General features: G+C 59.0%; 13 protein-coding genes. 12 read left to right on the plus strand and 1 reads right to left on the minus strand.

Annotation, left to right across the window (positions count from 1 at the left end; genetic code table 11):
- Positions 1-41: 41 nt before the first annotated feature.
- Both SB772_RS33805 and SB772_RS33810 read left to right on the plus strand, forming a co-directional pair.
- The gene (locus SB772_RS33805; protein WP_410837474.1) at positions 42-1,679 is read left to right on the plus strand and encodes a gamma-glutamyltransferase family protein; all 1,638 of its coding nucleotides are present in this window, start codon (positions 42-44) and stop codon (positions 1,677-1,679) included.
- An 885-nt stretch (positions 1,680-2,564) separates the two neighbouring features.
- The gene (locus SB772_RS33810; protein ID WP_410837475.1) at positions 2,565-3,749 is read left to right on the plus strand and encodes a porin; all 1,185 of its coding nucleotides are present in this window, start codon (positions 2,565-2,567) and stop codon (positions 3,747-3,749) included.
- A gap of 218 nt (positions 3,750-3,967) precedes the next feature.
- Here SB772_RS33810 and SB772_RS33815 read toward each other — a convergent pair whose 3' ends face one another.
- The gene (locus SB772_RS33815) at positions 3,968-5,008 is read right to left on the minus strand and encodes a LacI family DNA-binding transcriptional regulator (RefSeq protein ID WP_410837476.1); all 1,041 of its coding nucleotides are present in this window, start codon (positions 5,006-5,008) and stop codon (positions 3,968-3,970) included.
- 93 nt (positions 5,009-5,101) lie between these two features.
- Between SB772_RS33815 and SB772_RS33820 the strand changes: the two genes are divergently transcribed.
- The 10 genes from SB772_RS33820 to SB772_RS33865 all read left to right on the plus strand — a co-directional run bounded on the left by SB772_RS33820 (position 5,102) and on the right by SB772_RS33865 (position 16,036).
- Complete coding sequence (locus SB772_RS33820; protein WP_410837477.1) at positions 5,102-6,295, plus strand: phytanoyl-CoA dioxygenase family protein; 1,194 nt, start codon at positions 5,102-5,104, stop codon at positions 6,293-6,295.
- Positions 6,296-6,488: 193 nt separating this feature from the next.
- Positions 6,489-7,403 carry a LysR family transcriptional regulator gene (locus SB772_RS33825; RefSeq protein ID WP_410837478.1) on the plus strand — a complete coding sequence of 305 codons (915 nt, stop codon included), beginning with the start codon at positions 6,489-6,491 and terminating at the stop codon, positions 7,401-7,403.
- 147 nt (positions 7,404-7,550) lie between these two features.
- Positions 7,551-8,474, plus strand: a complete 924-nt coding sequence (locus tag SB772_RS33830; protein ID WP_410837479.1) for an intradiol ring-cleavage dioxygenase — start codon at positions 7,551-7,553, stop codon at positions 8,472-8,474.
- 21 nt (positions 8,475-8,495) lie between these two features.
- The gene (locus tag SB772_RS33835) at positions 8,496-9,425 is read left to right on the plus strand and encodes a sugar phosphate isomerase/epimerase family protein (protein WP_410837480.1); all 930 of its coding nucleotides are present in this window, start codon (positions 8,496-8,498) and stop codon (positions 9,423-9,425) included.
- Positions 9,426-9,465: 40 nt separating this feature from the next.
- Positions 9,466-10,458 carry an inositol 2-dehydrogenase gene (gene iolG / locus SB772_RS33840; RefSeq protein ID WP_410837481.1) on the plus strand — a complete coding sequence of 331 codons (993 nt, stop codon included), beginning with the start codon at positions 9,466-9,468 and terminating at the stop codon, positions 10,456-10,458.
- A 24-nt stretch (positions 10,459-10,482) separates the two neighbouring features.
- Positions 10,483-11,571, plus strand: coding sequence for a Gfo/Idh/MocA family protein (locus SB772_RS33845; RefSeq protein WP_410837482.1), 1,089 nt, complete (start codon positions 10,483-10,485; stop codon positions 11,569-11,571).
- A gap of 97 nt (positions 11,572-11,668) precedes the next feature.
- Positions 11,669-12,739, plus strand: coding sequence for a multiple monosaccharide ABC transporter substrate-binding protein (chvE, locus tag SB772_RS33850; protein ID WP_410837483.1), 1,071 nt, complete (start codon positions 11,669-11,671; stop codon positions 12,737-12,739).
- Positions 12,740-12,832: 93 nt separating this feature from the next.
- Positions 12,833-14,362 carry a multiple monosaccharide ABC transporter ATP-binding protein gene (mmsA, locus tag SB772_RS33855; RefSeq protein ID WP_410837484.1) on the plus strand — a complete coding sequence of 510 codons (1,530 nt, stop codon included), beginning with the start codon at positions 12,833-12,835 and terminating at the stop codon, positions 14,360-14,362.
- A 1-nt stretch (position 14,363) separates the two neighbouring features.
- The gene (gene mmsB, locus SB772_RS33860; protein WP_410837485.1) at positions 14,364-15,572 is read left to right on the plus strand and encodes a multiple monosaccharide ABC transporter permease; all 1,209 of its coding nucleotides are present in this window, start codon (positions 14,364-14,366) and stop codon (positions 15,570-15,572) included.
- Between the two features lie 152 nt (positions 15,573-15,724).
- Positions 15,725-16,036: a Dabb family protein gene (locus tag SB772_RS33865; RefSeq protein ID WP_410837486.1), complete on the plus strand. Its 312-nt coding sequence runs from the start codon at positions 15,725-15,727 to the stop codon at positions 16,034-16,036.
- The last annotated feature ends 8 nt before the right edge of the window (positions 16,037-16,044 follow it).

A 16,044-nucleotide genomic window follows, 5' to 3' on the forward strand; every position in this document is an offset into this window, starting at 1 on the left:
ATGGGCCGACGGCCCCCTCATCACTTTCGTTTGAGTTTTCAATGACACGTTTCAATTGGCAAAACCCGTATCCGACACCCCGTTTGCCCGTGTTCGCGCGCAACATCGTTTCGACGTCTCATCCGCTTGCCGCACAAGCCGGCTTGCGGATGTTGTGGAAAGGCGGCAATGCCGTCGATGCGGCTATTGCCGCGGCCGCGGCAATCACGGTCGTCGAGCCGGTCTCGTGTGGCCTCGGCAGCGACGCGTTCGCGCTCGTCTGGGACGGCACGAAGCTGCATGGGCTGAACGCATCGGGCGTGTCGCCCGCCGCATGGAATGTCGATTACTTCAAGCGCAAGTACGGTGAGGAAAACGGTCTCGCCAAGCACCCCAAGCGCGGTTGGGATGCAGTGACGGTGCCGGGCGTGATCGCCGGCTGGGAAGCGCTGCATCAGAAGTTCGGCTCACTGCCGTTCGCGGACCTGATGGAGCCGGCCATTGAGATTGCCGAGCGTGGGCATGCGGTGGCGAGCGTCGTCGCGTACAAGTGGGCGGCGGCAGTGCCCGAGTTGAAGGACCAGCCGGGCTTCGCCGACACGTTCATGCCGCGCGGCCGCGCGCCGGAAGTGAGTGAACTGGTGCGCTTTCCTGGCCACGCGAAGACGCTGCGCAAGCTGGCCGAGCAGGGCCCGCGCGCGTACTACGAAGGCGAGATCGCCGAACAGATCGCCGCGTTCTCGCGTCAGGGCGGCGGCGCGCTCACGATGGACGATCTGCGCAACTACCGCGTCGACTGGGTCGAGCCGATCAGCAAGGACTATCGCGGCCACACGGTGCATGAGATTCCGCCGAACGGCCAGGGCATCGCCGCGCTGATCGCGCTCGGCATTCTCGAACAGTTCGACGTGGGCGCGCTGCCAGTCGACGGCATCGAATCGCAGCACCTGCAGATCGAAGCGATGAAGCTCGCGTTCGCAGACGTCTACCAGTACGTCGCCGACCCGCGTTCGATGGAGGTAACGCCCGAGCAGATGCTCGACGACACGTACCTGAAGTCGCGTGCGAAGCTGATCGACCCGAAGCGCGCCACGCATTTCGATTTCGGCATGCCGAAGGCGGGCGGCACGATCTACATGTCGGTGGCCGACGAGCGCGGCATGATGGTGAGCTTCATTCAGTCGAACTACATGGGCTTCGGCTCGGGCATCGTCGTGCCGGACGCCGGCATTTCGCTGCAGAACCGCGGCTACGGGTTCTCGATGGATCCGAAGTCGGCGAACGTCGTCGAAGGCGGCATGCGGCCGTTCCATACGATCATCCCTGCCTTCCTGACCCAGCAGGTCGACGGACGTCAGGAAGCGGTGATGAGCTTCGGCGTGATGGGTGGCGATATGCAACCGCAAGGGCATCTGCAATCGATCGTGCGCATGCTCGACTATGGCCAGCAGCCGCAGGCCGCGTGTGACGCGCCGCGCTGGAAGGTCAATCGCGACTTCACGGTCGACGTCGAGGCGACGTTGAATGGGGACACGGTGCGCGCGCTCGAGGGTCTCGGTCATACGATCAAGTCGGTCGAGGATCCGTACATGGATTTCGGCTCAGGGCAGTACATCTGGAAGCTCGACCGCAACGACCCCGAGCGCGGTTATGTTGCAGCGAGCGACACCCGGCGCGACGGACTGGCCGCCGGGTTCTGATCCGGGTAGCCGTACCGTACAAGACGCCTGAGCCTCGCAGGTCTATCAGGACGCAAGCGGTAAAGTGGGCACCGCAGTTTAAAGCTGTCGCTCACGGGACGTCCAGGCTAGATTCAAATGTCCGGTGCCAGCAGCGATAACACCCGTTATCGCCGCAACGCAGCCTGAAACGCCCGGCTTCCGATGCCGCTGTAGCGTCTCCATACGAACTTCCAGTCAGCAGAGTGCTGCATCGGCCGGTTGACCGGTTTCCGCTGCTGACAGGGACGCTGTAAAGGGACGGGCCGCGTTTCCATTTCATCAATAAAGAATAGGGCGCATAGTCAAAAAGTCCATCGAATCGGCCAAAAATCCCGAAACTTTAGTCGGCCAACGCCAGACTTCAACTAATTAAAGTTATGAGATTTTTGGGTGCCGATAGCGCCTGATAGCTTCGATTTTCCCGATTTCCGCGAAAGAGATTCCCCATTCGGCTCTGTGTCTCCACCGTTGACGAATATACACTCGGGCCGAAGTTACACGAGTACAACGACGGAGACGTGCCATGCCGCAAGCAGCCCTATGCTTCGAGATCCCTCGTATTCCGATCAAGCGTGTTCAGCGGACTCGGTTGGCAACCGCGGTCCGAAAGAGCGCGGTGTCTCCCTGTGAGTGATTTGCGCTCCGCATTCCCAACCGGAATCCGGATGCGATGAACGCGGCAACGATACGGGCACTTAAACGGATGTAGGAAACGCGTTTTCCGCGCGATTGATGACGGGCGCAGCCCCAATTTTTTGCATTACAGAATAATCAGGCGCTGCCGACAATATCAAGTCGCCACGATCGGATTTTCACCCAGGCAGGTTATTAATATAGCAGTACTATATAAATAGAGGAGATGTGATGAGGAAGGTTCTGTTTGGGCTGTTCGCAATGACGGCGACGGCGTCTGCAAGTGCGCAAAGCAACGTCACGTTGTATGGCATCGTAGACAACGGGCTTCAATATGAGACTGGTATGCCGAAGGGGCACGTGTTCGGTGCACAGAGTGGAGGATGGGCCCAGTCGCGATTCGGTCTCAAAGGCGCCGAAGATATCGGCGGCGGTACACAGGCTATTTTCCATCTTGAGTCTCGACTCAACACACAAAACGGCAGCCTGGCCAACGGCAGCTTCTTCGAGGGGCAGGCGACTGTAGGCTTGCACAACGACACATGGGGTCAACTGAAGTTTGGCAATATGGGCTCGGCCGAAATCAGCCAATATTCGGGCGACGTCGACCCGCAGCAAACGAAGAAGTATGCGATTGGCACGCTGGTGCGTGGCCGGATCTTCTCGCAGGCCGGCAACGGAATAGAGTATCTGTCACCGACGATCGGCGGATTTACGCTGCAGGGGCAATACGACCTGACGAACTCGACGAAATGGAACTCTGGAAATCCAGGAAGCGCGCCGGGCCAGTTGGGCTCATCGAGCGGTCTGGGTAGTGCGCAGGGGAGGTCGGACGGCATCAAGCTGTCGTATCAGACCGGCGGTCTTTACTGGCAGGCGACATATGATGAGGTCCGCGATCCCAACGGCCAGTTCAGCAACGTGTACCTGGCTTCGCGCTCCATCCTCACGGGTGCGACCTACGCGTTCGGTCCCGTGATTGCGTATATTGGCTATCAGCACCTCAGCGCACCCAACGCCTCCAACGCAGGATACTTTGGTACGGCCACTCCGACAACGTTGCCGTCAGGTACATCGCTGCCGACAGCAGTAAATCACGAATGGATTGGCGCCATCTGGCAGACCACGCCAGCGCTTTCGATCACCGGTGCGGTGTATCACGCAAACGCCAATCACGGCAATGGCAACGCGACGCTATACACACTGGGCACGAACTATTCACTGTCGAAGCGGACGCTCCTGTATACCGAGCTCGGTTACGTCCGGAATAGTTCGACATCCAATCTTGGGCTCGACAGCGGGCTGTATGGCGCAAACACTAATAGCGACCCGGTGAGCAGCGCCGCGTCCAGCACAAATCCGAACTACGGCAAGAGCCAGTTTGGCGTAATCGCGGGTATCGCCCATCAGTTCTAGGAGGAGCGAAGGGTTCGGGACGGTTTATATCTCGAACCTCGTCTGGTGCGGGCGCACTTTTCCCCAGGTCTTCTAACCGTGCCCGCCCGACGAAAACTGACTTCGCGCCAGACGATTTGCAAGTGAGGTTCGACCGCGAGACTGTGGAGCCGACAAGTGGCGGCCAGTCGCAACCCGATCCCGGCTCGCTTCGGACACTGGATCCGTCGACATCGCTATCAACGAAACCGGCTCGCTATGTGCTCCGGAATGTTCTCGGGTGTCACGACTACGACCGATGAAGACGGCGATACGGCAGACGCTGGCAGGAGCTTATGGAAGTGCATGACGTGTTGGCATGCTGAGCGCATGTCCTGACGTAGTTCGTGATGCAGAATCGCTTGGACCTTACCCTCGCGCAGTAGGCGCACGTTGTCCCTGTCCAGGTCATGTCCGATAAAGCACACCGGAGACCGTTGTTGCGCTTCGAGTGCTCGAAGAATGGCGATATTCCCGCCTCCCATCGAGTAGACCGCGGCGATTTTTGTATCTGTGGCGAGAACATTGAGGACTCGCTTTTCGGTAGGCGTGTCAAGGCCGTGGCCGCCACTGGCATCAATCAACGTAAGCTGGGGATAGCGGGTTCTCAACGCGCGTCGAAAGCTTATTTCGCGTTCCTCCTCGCCCCTGAACCGTTCATCGCTCATCGTTATCAGGATGTTGCCAGGAGCTGGACCTAGCCACTGCGCAACAAGATAGGCGGCGGTGGCGCCGGCGACCCGATTGTCCAGCCCCGCGTATGCGACGCGTCCGGACAATGGGATATCGGTGAAGATCGTGATGACCGGAATGCCGCGACGCTGCAGGTCGCCTATTGCTTCGGCAATCTCCGGAACATCGCGCGCCTTCAGGAAAATCCCGTGGCTTCCCCGACGTCCAATCGACTGAAGCGTCTCGACTACCTCGGCCGTTGTCATCGTTTCCCGCATCAGGAAGCGCGGACGAATGACTACCGGGTGCATCCCCGGAAGTTCTGTTTCAAGCGCGTCCTTGATCTCGTCGGCAAAGCGTGCGGGGGCTTCTACGACCACGTCGACCATGAGCTTTCGCCCTATGGTCGCCAACTGCAGTTCCTGCTTTTCGAGTTCCTTGATGGCTTGCTCGACGCGCTTGCGCGTGTGCTCACGAACGTGGGCGCGTTCGTTGAGCACACGGTCGACCGTTGCCACTCCGAGCCCGGCCTGAAGCGCTATCTCCTTGATAAGAAAGCGGTGTGCCATGCCTGCATCTCCCTATTTGATGTATTTTTGATGTTTTTATGATACCCACATATCAGTTCTGGCGCCTATGCTTGATTCACGACGGAGGGCCCTATGAAACAGACTCAAGGATGCCTCGCGAAATGGGGGCAGCAGTGGTATAGCGAACATGATTGCTCCTTGAATGAATTCGTGGCTCAGCTGAACGCGGGCGACGACTGTCCCACGCGTTATGCGGCGGAGATCAGGCAGGGAATTCCCGTATACGACTGTCAACAGCTCGATGACGTCGCACGCGACGCATCCGGTCGCGCCCAGTTGCAGGCGGAATGGGCGTACGTCCTTCGGGATGGTGCCGGAGTGCTGCTGCTCCAGCAGGCATTCGCTGATACACGACTGATCGATGACGCCACAGCTGTCTTCGCCGCCATCATTCGCAGCGAGCGGGAACAAGGCTCGAGCGGAGCGGACCATTTTGCAGCGGCGGACGCAAACGATCGCATCTGGAACGCCCAGGAAAAGCTTTGCCTTCGAGCGCCGGCCGTATTCGCGGAGTATTTCTCGAATCTGATGCTTCGGGCAGTGTCGGAGGCCTGGCTCGGCCCGTGTTACCAGATGACATCGCAGGTCAATGTGGTTCGCCCCGGCGGCGACGCACAACAGGTACATCGCGACTACCACCTTGGTTTCCAGACGGTCGGCGAAGCTGAACGCTACCCGGCGCACGTGCACAGGATGTCCGCCTTTCTTACCCTGCAAGGGGCGGTGGCGCACACCGATATGCCGGTCGAAAGCGGACCAACAAAACTCCTGCCGTATTCACAGCGGTATGCCGAGGGATACGTGGCATGGCGGCGTGCAGATTTCCGGGAATACTTCGAGGCGCACTTCGTCCAGTTGCCGCTCTCAAAGGGCGATGTCGTGTTCTTTAGTCCCGCGTTGTTTCATGCGGCGGGTGCCAATCGCACCACTGACGTTCAGCGCATGGCGAATCTCCTGCAGATCTCGTCGGCATATGGCCGGACGATGGAACTGCTCGACCGTAGAAGGATGTGCGAGGCGGTTTATCCGGTATTGCGCGAGCGCCGGGCAATGGGGCGGATAAGTGACGCCGAAGCCGCCGCGGCAATTGCATCCTGTGCTGAGGGATACCCGTTCCCTACCGACCTCGACCGTAATCCGCCGGTCGGCGGATTGGCGCCGGAAAGCCAGCAGGAACTCATGCAACGCGCACTTGACGAGGATTGGGAGCCCGCCAGATTCATCCGGGCCTTGAACGATCAGGCCTCGCGAAGCTGCATGGCGTAAATTCGCACCGGATCCGGGCGAGCGTTCAAAATTGATGGTTTTTTGAGGTGTTTTTATCCTTCATCGATAGACCGAGTGCCGTATTATTGCCAGCCCACGGCAAACAGGCGGCCGAGCGAAGTTCCCGAAAATCGCGCACCTGTGCGATCTGCTGCGCGACGGAACCTGGGGAAAAGTAGGGTGGTACAGGAAGATGGACCAGTTCAAGGAACTACAGTTATTCGTTGAGGTTGCCGAGACGGGCAGTATCAGCCGGGCTGCGGAGGCTGTAGACCTTTCCATATCCGCGGCAAGCCGCTACCTGATCTCGCTGGAGACCCGGCTTGCTGTCCAGCTCGTGCGCAGAACGACGCGCAATCTCTATCTCACACAGGCTGGGGCAGAGTTCCATCGACGATGCAAGTCCATCCTGGCGGACCTCAGCGAAGCTGAGTCGGTCATCAAGGATGCGACGGTGCGACCGAGTGGTGTACTTCGCGTCACTGCATCGCTCTCGTTTTGCATGCTGCACATCACACCTATGCTTCCGGAGTTTACGGCGCGTTATCCGGACATCACGGTGGATGTCGTGGCGGCCAATCGTTACCACGACATCATCGAAAATGGCATCGACGTCGCAATCCGTACCAAGGTGCTTGAGGCCGACAGCAACATAACGGTAAGGCGACTGGCTGCGACCCGGCGAATACTGTCCGCAGCTCATTCGTACATCGAAGCAAACGGTTTGCCACGCTTCCCGGCAGAACTGGTCAAGCATAAGGTGTTGAACTACGCGCTCGCGGACAATCCGCGCGAGCTTGCCTTTCATCGCACAGGTGAGTCGGTTCTCGTCAAGGTCAAGCCCCTTCTTGAATCGAACGACGGTCAGATACTCAGGGTCGCCGCGCTCGAAGGCATGGGCATTCTCGTGCAGCCCAAGTACATCGTGTACGACGACCTCAAGGCCGGCCGCCTTGTTCCGGTGCTGGATGACTGGGATCTGCCCCGGCTCACGATGAACATTGCATTCCAGACCCGGGCCCATATGCCGGTAAAGGTTCGCCTGTTCATCGATGCACTCGTCGAGCGGTTTCAGCAGAACGAGTACGAGCGGCACTGGACCGCGTGACGCCGGTGCGGGCGGGGCAATCGTGCATGCCTTCCCCCCACTTTCCCGTTTTGCGCGAAAGAGATTCCCTTTCCAGCTCTGTTTTGCCGACTTTTACGAATATAGACTCGCTTCAAAGCTGTACGAGAATATTTAAGGAGACGCATTATGCAGCAAGCAACACCTCCTGTTTTCCAATCCTCCTCACGGTATTTCGATGAAGCTAGCTCGGCGGACGTCGTCAACGCCCGCATGGGGCAGAATGCCGACGCACGACTTCGGCAGGTGATGACGACTCTGGTCAAGCATCTGCATGCAGCGGTGAAGGAAATCGAGCCGACGCACGAAGAGTGGTTTGCCGCCATCCGGTTTCTGACTGAAACCGGCCAGATGTGTACCGACTGGCGACAGGAGTACATCCTGCTGTCGGACATCCTTGGCGTTTCGATGCTCGTTGACGCCATCAACCATCGCCGGCCGAGCGGGGCGACACCCAACACGATTCTCGGGCCTTTTTATGTTGCGAATGCACCCGAGTATGAGAATGGCGCGAATATCTGCCTGGATGGAAAGGGCGAACCTCTGGTTGTTGCAGGACGCGTGACGGACATCGAGGGCACGCCTGTTCCGAACGCGAAACTCGAGGTGTGGCAGACCAACGACGATGGCTTCTACGACGTCCAGCAAAAAGGAATTCAGCCGGACTCGAATCTGCGTGGCGTATTCATCTCGGATGCCGAGGGCCGTTACTGGTTCAAGTCAGTCAAGCCGCGCCACTATCCGATTCCGTCGGATGGGCCGGTCGGAAAACTCCTCGGTGCAATGGGCCGCCATCCCAACCGGGCGGCGCACCTGCACTTCATCGTGACTGCGCCAGGCTACGACCCTGTCATTACCCACATCTTCACGCCCGATTGCCCGTATCTCTCCGAGGACGCGGTGTTCGGCGTCAAGCGTGAACTGATTGCCGACTTCAAAAAGATCGGCGATCCCGAGGCAGCGCGGAAGGTCGGTTTTTCGGCTCCCTTCTGGTCGGTGTCGTGGGACTTCACGCTGGCACCTTCCACGAATGCGGCGCGGGACATCCCGTGATCGCAGGTCACGCAGGTAGGCGTGCCGTCGAGCATTCTGAATCAACCTGAACTACAGGAATCATCTGAAATGAGCACGAAAGAGATCGAACTGCTGGCTGCGTACTGGACCCTCGCCGGCGACGTGTATCCGTGTGCATCCACGGAAATCAGCCCGTTTCCACTGCGTGACCGTGCGGAGGCGGCCTCGCAAGCCGGCTGGCGTGGCTTGGGGCTAATCCTTGACGACGCGGAACACAGCGTCGAAAAGTACGGACTGTCCGGTGTGAAGAAGATTCTCGAGGATACAGGGATGAAATACTTCGAACTCGAAATTCTCATGGACTGGTACCTCGATGGCGAGCCGCGTGCCAAATCGGACAGTTTCCGTCGCCGTGTCATCGAACTGGGCGGCGAACTTGGCATGCGCAACCTGAAGATCGGCGCGAACCCCTTCGACGAAAGCACGGCAGATTTTGCGCGCATGACCGACGAATTCGCGAAACTTTGCGAAGACGTGGCGACGGTCGGCGCGACGGTCGCAATCGAGTTTATGCCCTTTTCCCCCATCCGAAACATCGGGGATGCACTGAAGATTGCTGAAGGTGCCAACCAGCCCAATGGCGGCCTGATGGTTGACCACTGGCACGTAGCACGCGGTGGCAGTCCCTATAGCGAGGTCGCCCGCATCCCGGCGCGCTTCATCAAGGGAGTAGAGCTGGATGACGTAGGCGCGCAGGTTAAGGGATCGCTTTTCGAGGACTCGACCTTTAGCCGCAAGCTTTGTGGCGAAGGGGCGGCCGACTGCCGCGCGTTCGTCGACGCGCTTGAACAGGCTGGCTGCACCCTGCCGTATTACGGCGTCGAGCTGATTTCGGAACCGTATCGCAAACTGCCTCTGGATGTGATGGCGAAGCGGGCATACGACACCACCATGGCGCAATTCTCGACCAGAGCCGGTGCCGCAGCCTAAGGCACTCATCTGGCAAACCAATCATCTCTGGAGACAAAAAATGATTCGAATCGCCGTACTCGGTGCCGGCCGAATTGGTCGCATCCATGCCGGTAACGCAGCAGCTATTCCGAACGCGAAGCTCGTCGTCGTCGCGGACCCGGTTGCCGCCGCGGCCAACTCGCTCGCCGAACGCCTCGGTTGCGAAGCATCGACCGACTGCATGGCCGTTCTGCAACGCAACGATATCGATGCGGTGGTGATTGGCACGCCGACCGACACCCATATAACGTTCATGCTGGAAGCGGTGACGCGCGGCAAGGCCGTTCTTTGTGAGAAGCCCATCGACCTCGACATGGAGAAGTCGCTGGCGGCTGCACGTGAGGTCGAGCGACAGGGCGGCCGCGTGATGCTCGCCTTCAACCGTCGTTTCGACCCGACGTCGCAGGCCTTCCGCAAGGCAATCGATGCAGGTGACGTGGGCGAAGTCCGCCAGGTCATCATATCGAGCCGGGACCCGGGTATGCCCCCGCGCGACTACGTCGAGCATTCGGGCGGCATCTTCCGCGACATGGTGATTCACGACCTCGACATGGCTCGCTGGTTGCTCGGCGAGGAGCCGGTTGAAGTGATGGCGATGGCGAGCCGCCTCGTGGATACGTCGTTGTCGGAGCTTGGCGACTTCGACACCGTCATGGTCCAGCTGCGTACGGCTTCCGGCAGGCAATGTCACATCAACTGCTGCCGCGAGGCTGTATATGGATACGACCAGCGCATGGAGGTGTCCGGCTCCAGAGGAATGCTCCTGCAGGAGAACCTGCGCCCTTCGACCATCCGCCGCTGGACGAAAGAGACGACGGACGCACGCGAACCGCTGCTGAACTTCTTCCTTGAGCGCTACGTCGAGGCGTACAAGGCAGAGCTGCAAGCGTTTGTGGACGCATTGAACAACCATGCGCCGCTGCCGACGTCGGTCGAAGACGGCCTCAAGGCGTTGCGTCTTGCCGACTGCGCACTCGAATCCGCGACGTCCGGTAAAGCCGTCCAGGTCTAACCATTCAGCTGAAGGAGATTCGTCATGGCGCAAAAGATTGGTGCTGGAGAAACGACAGGCGTCGCATGCCTCGGTATCACACACCCCCACACGTCGGGGCGGGTCAAGGCGATTCAACGTCGAACCGACGCCAGGATGCTCGGCGCGTGGGACACGAGCCCTCTGCTTGATCCCTTTGTGAATGCCCTCGGCCTCGAGGCTCGTACGAAAGAGGACATTCTCGGCGACCCGAACGTGCACGTCGTACTCGTGCATTCGAAAAGCGAGAAGATGGCTGAGCTGACCATCGAGGCGCTTGAGGCCGGCAAGGCCGTGCTGTGCGAGAAACCCGCGGGACGCAGTTCTGCGGATGCCAAACGCATCGTCGAGGCGGTGGAGCGCACGGGTGGGATCGTGCAGGTCGGCTACTGCTGGCGTTTTGCTCCGTCCGTTGACGCGATGCAGGCAGCACTCACAAGCGGCCGCCTCGGGAAAGTCGTCCAGGTGCGCGCTCACGGTGGCTGCTCGCACGACGAGGCCGGGACCGCTCACATGACCCAGCCCGGCGACATCGGGGGCGCCGTCTTTGTCATCGGCTGCCACCTCGTCGACCGCATTCTGCTGCATTTTGGCATGCCGCGATCCGTCAATGCCCGTATCACGAAGTTCCCGAACTTCCACGGCGACGAGTCTCGCGAGGATGCGGCTGGCGCGGTGCTGAACTACGAAGACAAGATCGTGGTCATCGACTTCATGTCGTGGGACGTGCTGCCCTGGACCGAAAGCTGGGACATCACGGCGTACGGCACCGAAGGCATCATGTCGTCCCGTTCGCTGCCGTCGAGCTACAAGATCTACGACGCGGGCAAGGGCGCCTATCCGGAAGGATGGACCGAATGGCAGGAAACGAGTTTCCCCGAAATCTGGGCCACGAAGAAGACCGAATATTCGCCCGATATTGCTGAAATCGGCAACCCGGTTTACTTCGACCGCGAATCGAATGCCTTCTTCGGGGCATTTCGCAACGGCACGCCGTCGGTTGTTCCGGCCACGCAGGCGTACAACATCAGCCGCGTCATCGAAGCGATGTTTGCTTCGTCGAAGCAGGCCGGTGCAGAGGTTTTTATCGAGTAGGAAGGTGAACGGCCGGCCTCCGTTCGGGGCCGGCCATCAAAAACTGGCTAACGAGAGCCAGACTCTAATTATGCAGTCCTTATCAGGAGACAAAACGATGAGCATCGTCAAGAACGTAGCGGTAGCTATGGCCGCCTCGATTGCATTGTCTGCGGCATCCGTACCCGCCTACGCGCAGGAAAAGGGTGTCATTGGGATTTCTCTGCCAGACAAGACGGAGTCGCGATGGATCACCGATGGCAAGAGCATGGTCGACGCGCTGAAGGCGAAGGGCTATTCCGCCGATCTGCAGTACGCCAACTATGACGTCCCGACGCAGGTCAACCAGGTCGAAAACATGCTGGCGAAGGGCGTCAAGGCACTCGTGATCGCCCCGATCGACGGCAAGACTTTTTCTGACGCGCTGGCGCTTGCACAAAAGAATCATATCAAGGTCATCTCGTACGACCGCCTGATCAGCCAGACCAGGGACGTCGACTACTACGCGACGTTTGACAACTACGGCGTGGGTGTCCTGCAGGGGCAGAGCATCGTCGCCGCCTGGCAGAAGAAGGGCAGCAAGACCCCGTACAACATTGAAGTCTTTGGCGGCTCGTCGGACGATAACAACGCGCACATGGTCTACGCAGGCGGCATGTCGGTGCTCAAGCCGTATATCGACAGCGGGAAGTTCATCGTTCGCAGCAAACAGGTCGCGTTCGAGAAAGTCGCCACCCGCAACCGGGATGGCGCCACCGCCCAGTCCCGCATGGACAACCTGCTGAGCGCCTTCTACGGCAAGGACCGTCTCGATGCCGTGTGGACGCCGAACGACGCGATCGCGATCGGCGTGATCTCGTCGCTCAGGGGCGTCGGCTATGGTTCGGCGCAGCAACCGATGCCGGTGGTCACGGGCCAGGATGCCGACATTCAGAACGTCAAGGCCATCATCCGCGGCGACCAGACCACGACCGTGTTCAAGGATACGCGCAAGCTGGCGAGCATCACGGCCGACATCGTGGATGACGCGCTGACGGGCAAGTCTGTGCCTGTGAACGACACGAAAAGCTACAGCAACGGCGCCAGGATCGTTCCGACCTATCTCGTGAAGCCTGTCATCGTCGACAAGGATAACTACCAGTCGACGCTAATCAACAGCGGTTACTACACGCAGGCGCAATTGAAGTAACACAGTCGTGGCATTCGTGGGTGCCGGGCATCCGGCGGAGGTCCGGCACCACACAGGCATGTGTCAAACGTGGCCAATCCGAGGAATATGACGATGGACACCATCCTGGAGATGAACGAAATTCAGAAGAGCTTTGGCGCGGTCAAAGCCCTGAATAACGTCAATCTTAAAGTCCGCAAAGGCGAGATTCACGCCATATGCGGCGAGAACGGCGCGGGTAAGTCGACGCTGATGAAAATCCTGAGCGGCGTCTATCCACACGGCACGTACGCGGGCCATGTGGTCTATGACGGTGAAGAGCGTGCGTTCTCGGATATTTCCGACAGCGAGCAAGTGGGCATCATCATCATCCACCAGGAACTCGCACTGGTGCCCATGCTTTCGATTACCGAAAACATCTTTCTCGGTAACGAGCAGTCGAAGCGAGGCGTTATCGACTGGCAGGGCTCCCGCTCGAAGGCGAGGGAACTGCTGGAAAAGGTCGGCCTGGCCGACTCGCCCGATACCCCCGTCGCTACGCTTGGTATCGGCAAGCAGCAACTTGTCGAAATTGCCAAGGCGCTGTCGAAAGAGGTTCGTCTGCTGATCCTGGACGAGCCTACCGCGAGCCTGAACGAAAAGGACAGCGACACATTGCTCAATCTGCTGCTTGAGCTGAAGGAGCGCGGCGTGACGTCCATCATCATTTCGCACAAGCTCAACGAGATCTCACGTGTGGCCGATGGAATCACAGTCATCCGCGATGGCTCGACGGTCGATGCACTTGACTGCAAGGCAGAGAGCGTGAGCGAAGACCGCATCATCAAGGCGATGGTCGGCCGCGAGATGTCGGACCGGTATCCGAAGCGGACGCCGGATATCGGCGATGTGATTTTAGAGGTCAGGGACTGGCATGTGCAGCACCCGACCCAGCGGGACCGCGCCGTCATCAAAGGTGTCAACTTCAAGGCGCGAAAAGGCGAAATCGTCGGCATCGCAGGCCTGATGGGTTCCGGCCGGACGGAGCTTGCGATGAGCGTCTTTGGTGGGACTTACGGACAGGACATTAGCGGGACCGTGCTGATGCGCGGCAAGCCGGTTGACGTTTCGTCGGTGCAAAAGGCCATCAAAGCAGGCCTCGCGTACGTGACCGAAGACCGGAAGGGAAACGGCCTGCTGCTCGACGACAACATCCAGCGAAACATCACACTGGCAAACCTCGCTGGTGTATCGAAGCTCGGGGTTGTCAACGAGCACCAGGAAAGAACGGTTGCGGCGGATTTCCTGAAAATGCTCCGGATCCGTGCCCAAGGCGTAACGCACATCGTTGGCAATCTGTCTGGCGGAAACCAGCAGAAGGTCGTGCTGAGCAAGTGGCTGTTTTCCGGACCCGAGGTGCTCATTCTCGACGAGCCAACGCGCGGCATTGACGTGGGAGCGAAGTACGAGATTTATAGCATCGTCAATCAAGCGGTTGCGGCGGGTAAGTGCGTCGTGATGATCTCTTCGGAAATGCCGGAACTTCTTGGCATGTGCGACCGCATCTATGTCATGAACGAAGGCCGGTTCGTCGGCGAGTTCACCGCGGAAGACGTCTCGCAGGAAAAGATCATGCGGGCAATTATGCGAAATGGAGGCATCTGAAATGCGTAAGGCACTCTTATCGGCGACGCCGCAGGACGCCGAAGTGAAAAATAGCGAAATCGGCCGGGCGCTCAAGCGCGGAGCCAGTGAATACGGGCTGCTGATTTCACTCATCGTCATCATGGCATTCTTCCAGGTGTCGACAAGCGGCGTGTTGATGCAACCGCTTAATCTGACGAATCTGGTACTTCAGAACAGCTACATCGTCATCATGGCCCTCGGCATGCTGATGGTGATCGTTGCAGGCCATATCGATCTGTCGGTCGGTTCGACAGCCGGACTGGTGGGCGCACTCGCAGCGGTGCTGATGGTGCAGTTCAATGTCAACTATGTGCTGGCCACTTTTATCTGTATCGTGACAGGCGCGCTGATCGGTGCAATTCAGGGGTACTGGATTGCGTTCTGGCGGATGCCGTCCTTCATCGTCACACTGGCCGGCATGCTGGTGTTTCGCGGGCTGACAAATCTCGTGTTGCAGGGCCAGTCCATTGGGCCGTTCCCCGACGCTTTCGCTACGGTCAGTTCCGGCTTCATTCCCGACGTATTTCACGGGGAAAGCCTGCACGTCACGTCCATTCTGCTCGGCGTTCTGGTGGGCGTGCTCTTCTTCGTCATTGAATTTCGACACCGCGCGAGTGCGACGAAATACGGTATGGGTAGTGGCTCGTTCTCGATGTTCGTCGCGAAGAACGTTCTCCTCACCGGCCTGATTGTGTTCTTCTGCTACCTCCTTGCTTCGTATCGCGGCCTGCCGACGGTGCTCGTCATCATGGGAGTGCTGATTGGGGTGTACACGTTCGTCATGAATCGCACGACCGTTGGCCGTCGTATCTACGCAGTGGGTGGCAACGCGAAGGCGGCCAGGCTGTCAGGTGTCAGTGTTCCGACGATCAGTTTTTTCACGTTCGTGAATATGGGCGTTCTAGCCGCATTGGCCGGCCTCATCTTCGCAGCCCGATTGAACAGCGGCACGCCGAAAGCCGGAACGGGCTTTGAGCTGGATGTGATCGCTGCATGCTTCATTGGCGGTGCGTCTGCTTCTGGGGGTGTGGGGAGGGTGGTCGGCGCGGTAGTAGGTGCCTTCATCATGGGCGTGATGAACAACGGAATGTCCATCATGGGCATCGGCGTTGACTACCAGCAGGTGATCAAGGGCGTAGTGTTGCTCGCGGCCGTCTTTGTTGACGTGTACAACAAAAACAAGGCCTGAGCTTCGGATTCCCGACGTGCAGCCAGACCGTGCGGACGAAAAGCGGTCAATTTCAACGGCGGAGTGCCAGGCAGACCGAGGCAAAACGGCGACCGGTGAGGATATCTAAACGGATGAATCTCACGCGTATCAGTAGCAAATACGGAATCGACATGATCAAGCACATCGTTATGTGGGATGTTCGCGGTGAAACGCCCGAGCAAAAGAAAAAAGCGGCTCAACTGGTGAAGAGCGCCTTCGAAAGTCTGATCGGAAAAATCCCGGGACTAACGAAGCTCGAGGTCGGCATGGACGTGAGCGGTGTCGATTACGCCTGTGACATCGTGCTCTACACCGAGTTTATGGATCCGGAATCGCTGGAGGCATACGCATCCCATCCCGAGCATCTGCGCGTCAAGCAGGTCATCGGGGACAGCCGTATTGCCCGGCACCAGGTCGATTACGTTCGAGTCGGTGAACGATAGGGAGTCTT

Source organism: Paraburkholderia sp. SIMBA_030 (assembly GCF_046535245.1).
GTDB lineage: Bacteria > Pseudomonadota > Gammaproteobacteria > Burkholderiales > Burkholderiaceae > Paraburkholderia.